This is a genomic window from Streptomyces sp. LS1784, assembly GCF_020103755.1.
GTDB lineage: Bacteria > Actinomycetota > Actinomycetes > Streptomycetales > Streptomycetaceae > Kitasatospora.
Map to the genome: position 1 here is coordinate 1 of NZ_JAHSQD010000557.1, position 5,324 is coordinate 5,324.

Annotated in this window: 5 protein-coding genes; 1 reads left to right on the top strand and 4 read right to left on the bottom strand. The window is 75.7% G+C overall.

Annotated features, from left to right (window positions below; translation table 11 throughout):
• Window positions 1-71: 71 nt before the first annotated feature.
• The 4 genes from KS423_RS37570 to KS423_RS37585 form a co-directional block, all read right to left on the bottom strand.
• Window positions 72-1,946, bottom strand: coding sequence for a CocE/NonD family hydrolase (locus KS423_RS37570; protein ID WP_224284226.1), 1,875 nt, complete (start codon window positions 1,944-1,946; stop codon window positions 72-74).
• A complete protein-coding gene (locus KS423_RS37575; RefSeq protein WP_224284227.1) occupies window positions 1,943-2,368 on the bottom strand; it encodes a hypothetical protein in 426 nt (141 codons plus the stop codon). The genes KS423_RS37570 and KS423_RS37575 overlap by 4 nt, the downstream gene beginning before the upstream one ends.
• Before the next feature lie 94 nt (window positions 2,369-2,462).
• A complete protein-coding gene (locus tag KS423_RS37580) occupies window positions 2,463-3,233 on the bottom strand; it encodes a Mut7-C ubiquitin/RNAse domain-containing protein (RefSeq protein WP_224284228.1) in 771 nt (256 codons plus the stop codon).
• A gap of 95 nt (window positions 3,234-3,328) precedes the next feature.
• A complete protein-coding gene (locus KS423_RS37585; protein ID WP_224284229.1) occupies window positions 3,329-4,606 on the bottom strand; it encodes an MFS transporter in 1,278 nt (425 codons plus the stop codon).
• Between the two features lie 452 nt (window positions 4,607-5,058).
• Here KS423_RS37585 and KS423_RS37590 point away from each other — a divergent pair.
• Window positions 5,059-5,324, top strand: a 266-nt coding sequence (locus KS423_RS37590) for a hypothetical protein (RefSeq protein WP_374120101.1), incomplete at its 3' end; no start/stop codon positions are given.

Consider the following 5,324-nt stretch of genomic DNA (forward strand, 5'->3'; position numbering starts at 1 on the left):
GGACCCGGCAAGGCCGCCCGGGACGCGCCCCGGGGCGCCCGGCCTCGGCCGGGCGCCCCGTACGGCGCACCTCAGCGCACGACCGGCAGTTCCAGCGCCGATCCCCGGTCGCCGCCCCAGCCGATCCGGTAGCTCGCCTGCCCGTCGGCCGGGAGCAGCTGGAAGGAGTCGGGGTTGGCGGCGGCGACGGTGAGCCTGATCCGCTCGCCGGAGCGGAACAGTACCGAGACGGGCTGGAGGTCGATGGTGACGCGTTGGGCGCGGCCCTGCGGGAAGTCCTCGGCGTCCTCGGCGGCGTAGCTGCGCGGCGTGCGCAGCCGGCGCCAGTCCGGGTTGTCCTCGCGGTCGGCCACCGCCCTGTCGGCCAGGGCGAGTTGACCCTCCGTCAGGTAGGTGACCCGGCCGTCCGGCGCGACGTCCTCCAGGTAGACGTGCAGGGCGCCGCGGGCCGAGCCCGCCAGTCCGGTGACGTCGAGGGTGACCTTGCCGTTGCCGGTGACCCTGGTGTCGGCGGTCAGCGGCGCGGTGGTGTAGCTGAGCAGCTTGGCGTCGACGGCGGCGCGGTCGGGGTAACTGACCTCGTCACCGCTGAGGTTGGTGTTCCAGCGGTCCAGCGGGCCGGTGCCCGCGGTCGGGTCGAGGCGCAGCGGGTCGGAGCCGGTGCGGCGGTCGTCCGGTCGGCTGTCGAGCGTGCCGCCCTCGCCGAGATGGAACCGCTGGGTGCGGGTGCCCGGGACCGGCCAGCGGGAGGTGGTGCGCCAGACGCCCTCGTTGAAGGTGTAGTAGTGCACCTGCCGCCGGCCGTCGGGGCGGGCGTCACCCCGGACGTAGCGGTCGAAGAAGTCGAGCACGCGCCGGTCGTTCTCGTCGTGTTCCTGCGCGGTGAGCGGGCGGGCGGGCCGGAACGGGTCGGCGAGCCAGCCGGCGCCGTGGTTCCAGGGCCCGATCCAGGCGTCCTGGGTGTTGGACAGGCCGGTGAACTGGGAGAGCGCCCCGTTGGCGGTGCCCGCGTCGAGCCAGCCGGCGCGGGTCAGGACGGGCACCCGGCCGGCTTCGACGGCGTCGGTCTTCTCGCCGACGCTGCCGACCGTCCAGCTCTTCGGGCCGTCCCGGTAGTCGCGGTAGGCACCGGCGTTCGCCATCTCGACCAGGTTGGCGTTGTTCGCGTGCTCGGCGCGCGCGGCGGCGAGCAGGGCCTGGCCGTCAGGGCCGTCGACCGGCCGGGGCTGGAGTCCGGTGAGGCCGACGTGCGCGCAGAGCTGCCTGGCCTGCTCGTCCGTCTCGCAGGTGGTGCCGCCGGCCTGGTCGAGGATGCGCAGCAGCAGCGCGTACGGGGCGACCCGGGGTTCGATGAGCACGCCGCCGGGGCGCACCAGGTCCTCGTAGGGGTCGAAGTCGTAGGAGATCGGGGCGGCGGCCGTGATGTGGTGGTTGCGCAGGGCGGTGGCGAGCATCGCGGTGTCGCCGCCGTAGGAGATGCCGGTGGTGCCGACCCGGCCGTTGGACCAGGGCTGGGCGGCGATCCAGTCGCTGAGCGGGCCGCTGTCGGCGATCGCGTCGGCGCCGAGTTCGGAGCCGAGGGTGCCGAAGGAGGCGCCGGTGCCGCGCAGGTCGGCGACCACGTAGGCGTAGCCACGGGCGGTCCACTGCTCGGCCTCGCCGCTGGCGCCGCCGGGTTCGCCGAGCCGGACCCTGGCCCGCCAGTAGCGCTGGGTGACCAGGACGGTGGGCAGTCCGGCGCCGGCCCGGGTGCCTTCGGGCAGGTAGACGTCGACGGCGAGGCGGACCCCGTCCGGCATGGTGACGTAGCGCGACCGCAGATGCGGCTCGGCAGGCCCGGCAGGCCCGGCAGGCCCGGCGGCGGCCGCCGGGACGACCGAGAGCCCGAGCACGGCCGCGGCCGCGACCAGCGCCGCCAGCGGGCGGCGCAGCAGCCCCCGCCTCATCGGACGGTCGCCTTCCAGGGACCTTCCGCCGGCCGCGCCTCGCGGTCCGTCCCCGGCCAGGGCGGCATGGTGACGGCGGTGATCCGCAGCGGCCCGTCGGAGTCCGCGTCCGTCCGGAACTGGAACGCGGTGCCCAGCGGTATCGACACCGCCGTGCCGGGCACGAGCCGTACGGTCTCCTCGCGCCCGCCCTGGCGGCGCCACAGCTCTCCGCTGCCCGCGGTGACCTGCCACAACTCCTGCACGGTGGCGTGCGACACCGCGCGGGTCACCTGCCCGGGGGCGAGTGCGAAGACCGCGAGGCTTCCGGCGCCCTCCAGTACCAGCAGCGGGCGCACCTCGGCCCCGTCCGGGGCGGTGACCACCGGCGCGTCCTCCGTATGCGCGCTGTGGAAGGGCTGTTGACCTGCCTGATTGCTCATGCGACGACCTGGCCTCTCTCGTACGAGCGAGTAGCGTGGTCTCGTCCCCCACCGCCGATGGGACCACGGGCGCCCGGGCGCCCGCCAGAGCGGGCTACCCTGAGACGACCCCGATCCGGCCCTGGTCCTCCCCGGACTCCTGGCAGCGTCCGAAGTCGCGCACGGCCTCGGTGACGATCGCCTCCAGCCGGGCGTGATGGGCGCCGCGCCAGTAGGCCTGGCCGCAGTCGGTGCACTGGGCGAAGGCGTCGTAGGAGCGCTCGGTGCCGTCCTGCAGCTGCTCGCGCACCGAGGTCTTGGTGGCCGGCTGCAGCGTGCCGTTGCAGGTGGTGCAGCGGCTCCAGGGGGCGAGCGACGGCGCGAACCGGGAGAGCACGTCGCGCAGTTGCTCGGCGGGGCGGTGGCTGTAGACGTAGGCGCCGGCCCACAGTTCGCGGCGGCGCAGCAGTCCGCGGTCGCGGGAGAGCATGATCCGCTCTTCGGCGGCCGAGCGGGCGGCCAGCGCGGCGTCGCCGATGTCGGGGTTCTCGTACGCGGCGTCCACGCCGAGCAGGCGCAACCGGCGGGCGAGGGTGCCGAGGTGGACGTCCAGCAGGAAGCGCGGCGGGACGGGCGAGGGCTGCGGCCTGGTCACGGCCCGGACGGCGATCTCCTCGCCGTCGGCCGGAACGTGGGCCTCGGGCACGGCCCGGCCGTCCACCAGCAGGCCGCCGACCTCGGTGAGCGGGACGCCCAGGGACTCGACGACGTGGCCGAGGGTGGAGGTGCCGTCGGTGCGCAGCGCGGTGCGGCCGGCCCGCCGGGGCGCGGAGACGAAGAGGTGCAGCTCGGGGGCGAAGTCGAGCCAGATCTGGGGTCGGTCCACGTGGCCAGCATGCCAGCGGGCGGCGGGCCGGGGCCACCGGGTTTCCGGCCCGCCGTTGCGGCGTTCGGGGTCTGGCCCCGGCGCGGGGCCCGTCGTCAGGGCGTCCCCGGTGCGGTGCCCGCCCCCACCGGCGACGGCGGGGACACCTCGTGACCGCGGTCCCGCGCCGCCCAGCGGGCGACCGGACCCATCGCGTACCCCGCCGCGAGGAACACCCCGCCCAGGACCAGCCAGCCGACCAGGCCCCCGTCCAGCAGCAGCGTGGTGAGCAGCAGTGGCCCGAGGGTGCGGGCGACGGCGACACCGGTGCCGAAGAAGCCCTGGTACTGGCCGATCCGCCCGGGCGGGGCGAGGTCGAAGGCGATCTGCCAGCTGCCGGCCGACTGCCGCATCTCTCCGGCCACCTGCAGGACGGAGGCGGCGACCAGCAGCGCGGCGACCGCCCAGACCGGCACGTCCAGCGCGGACAGCCCGAAGACGGCGCAGGAGCCGAGCAGCAGCAGGCCGGCGGAGCGGACCGCCCGGGCGGCCGGGTCCAGTCCGGTGACGCCGCGCGCCGCCCGGACCTGGAAGGCCAGCACCGCGAGGGTGTTGAGCACGAACAGCGCCGAGCCGAGCCAGCCGATCCCGGGGGCGCGCTCGGCGATCCAGAGCGGGATGATCAGGCTGAGCAGCGGCATCCGCAGCAGCAGGACGGCGTTGACCGCGGTGACGGCCGCGTACCGGCGGTCGCGCAGCACGGCCAGGCGCGGCCCGGCGTCCGACTGCCCTGTCGCGGGCGGGGCTTCGGGCAGCCGGCGCAGGACCAGCGCGCCGATCAGGAAGCCGAGCGCGGTGACGGCGAACGCGGCCAGGTAGGCGGCGCGGGTGCCGACGCCGAGCGCGATGCCGCCGATCGCCGCACCGACGGCCAGTCCACCGTTGAGGGTCGACTGGATGTGGGCGAGCAGGGTGGTGCGCTGCGCGGGCGGCACCAGGGCGGCGACCAGTGCCTGCCGGGCGGCGGTCATACCGGACTGCGCGGTGGCGTAGAGGCAGACCGCGAGCAGGAACAGCGGGTAGGAGCGGATCACCAGGAAGGCGGCGACCACGGCCGCCGTGCCGAGCGCGAGCGCCACCGAGGTGCGGCGCGGGCCGCGCCGGTCGGCGAGGTGGCCCAGCGGGACGCCGGCGACGGAGCCGAGCGCCCAGGCGAGGGTGAGGCCGAGCCCGAGGGCGGTCGGCGACATCCCGACCACCCGGGTGAAGTAGAGCGCGGAGCAGGTGTAGTACGCACCGTCGCCCACGGCGGCGGCCAACTGGGCGGCGGCCAGGGTCCGCTGGGGCCCGGCGGGCGGCAGGGCGTCCCAACGGGCGGCTCGGTCGGTCGGCATGCCCCTCCTTCACTCGTTCGCGGGTGTCACCCGCCGGACGTGCCGGGCCGTCACCCGCACGCGTTCACGGCGGGTGGACGACTCACGGTCCGTCACCCCTGTCCGTGGCCCCCGGACGGGCGGCGCGCGGAGTCGGTCTCCGCAACCGCCGGTTCCGGTGCGCCCCCAACCCTAGGGAAAAACCGGCCCAGTGGACCGGTCCAGTGATCAAGGAATTCCCTGGGCCAATTCCCTTCGCCGCCGCACCGCCGACCGACCCCTGAACCCGCGTGCGAGAGGCGCCAGTTGGCGCCTCCCAACCCTTCGAAGCGATCTCGTCCCGGCCTCGCCCGCACCCCCGAAGCGCCGTCCGTACCCGCTCCGAATCCGCTCCCGCCGACCGTCACAGAACCGCGATCACGCAGACCAGGGGCCAACTTTGACCGTGTTTGACCCGTCAGTAGCGCCCTTTTATGCTCAACGGCGTTCGCGATCCGGCACCGGCCCGGGGCCGCCCCGCCCGCCCGTTCCGTCGCCGTCTCCGGCTCGAAGGGTGTCCTCCCATCAGCACCTCCATCGCCCCCTCGGACTCCGCCGGCCAACCGGGCGACGCCGGACACCCGCGCGCCCACGCCCTCCCGACCACCCCGCACACCCCGGACGCCCCGGACGCCCCGGACGCCCCGGACGCCCCGCACACCCCGGACGCCCCGGACGCCCCGGCCGCCCGGGCGACGGA

Excerpts from the sequence above, each read along its gene's own strand:
- KS423_RS37570 (WP_224284226.1), bottom strand. The coding sequence starts at position 1,946 with ATGAGGCGGGGGCTGCTGCGCCGCCCGCTGGCGGCGCTGGTCGCGGCC.
- KS423_RS37575 (WP_224284227.1), bottom strand. The coding sequence starts at position 2,368 with ATGAGCAATCAGGCAGGTCAACAGCCCTTCCACAGCGCGCATACGGAG.
- KS423_RS37585 (WP_224284229.1), bottom strand. The coding sequence starts at position 4,606 with ATGCCGACCGACCGAGCCGCCCGTTGGGACGCCCTGCCGCCCGCCGGG.